Raw genomic sequence first — 557 nt, 5'->3', positions numbered from 1 at the left:
GCCGTCACCGTACTGACCGAGGACGGTCACGCGGGCGCCGCCTACGAGCTGAGCGGCGACGTGGCCTGGAGCTTCGACGAGTACGCGGCCGAGGTCGCGGCCCAGTCCGGCGAGGCGATCACGCACTCGGTCGTCACGGCCGCCCAGCATCAGGAGATCCTGACCGGCGCTGGACTGCCCGAGCCGTTCGCCGCGCTCCTGACCGATGTCGACGCGGCGATCGCGCGCGGACTGCTGGCGGGCACGAGCGGCGACCTGTCCCGGCTCATCGGCCGCCCGACGACGCCGATCGGCCAGTCCATCGCGGCAGCGCTGGCGTTGCGCTGATCACGTCGCCACCTCGTCGCTCGACAGCACCACCGGCCGCTGCCTGCCCCGCGAACCCGTTGGCGTCCCGCGCCTCCGTCCTTTCCGCAGCTCAGCGAGGTGCGGGGCGCGCGGCCCGGGCTGGGGCGACGGGCCGGCGCTCGTCAGGCCGGTCCGCATGTCATGACCGTATGACGATACGGGGCTGACAGACCGACCTCGGCAGCGCTACGTTCTGACCGTCGGCACCC

Annotated in this window: 1 pseudogene; it reads left to right on the top strand. The window is 73.2% G+C overall.

What is annotated here, in order from left to right:
• Positions 1–327, top strand: a pseudogene (locus KUM32_RS39370) (KR domain-containing protein); the annotation flags it as partial.
• Positions 328–557: the final 230 nt, after the last annotated feature.

It is taken from the genome of Streptomyces sp. AC627_RSS907 (assembly GCF_019049165.1).
Note: the sequence above shows the minus strand (reverse complement) of the source record. Positions and strands in the feature narration are given on the sequence as shown.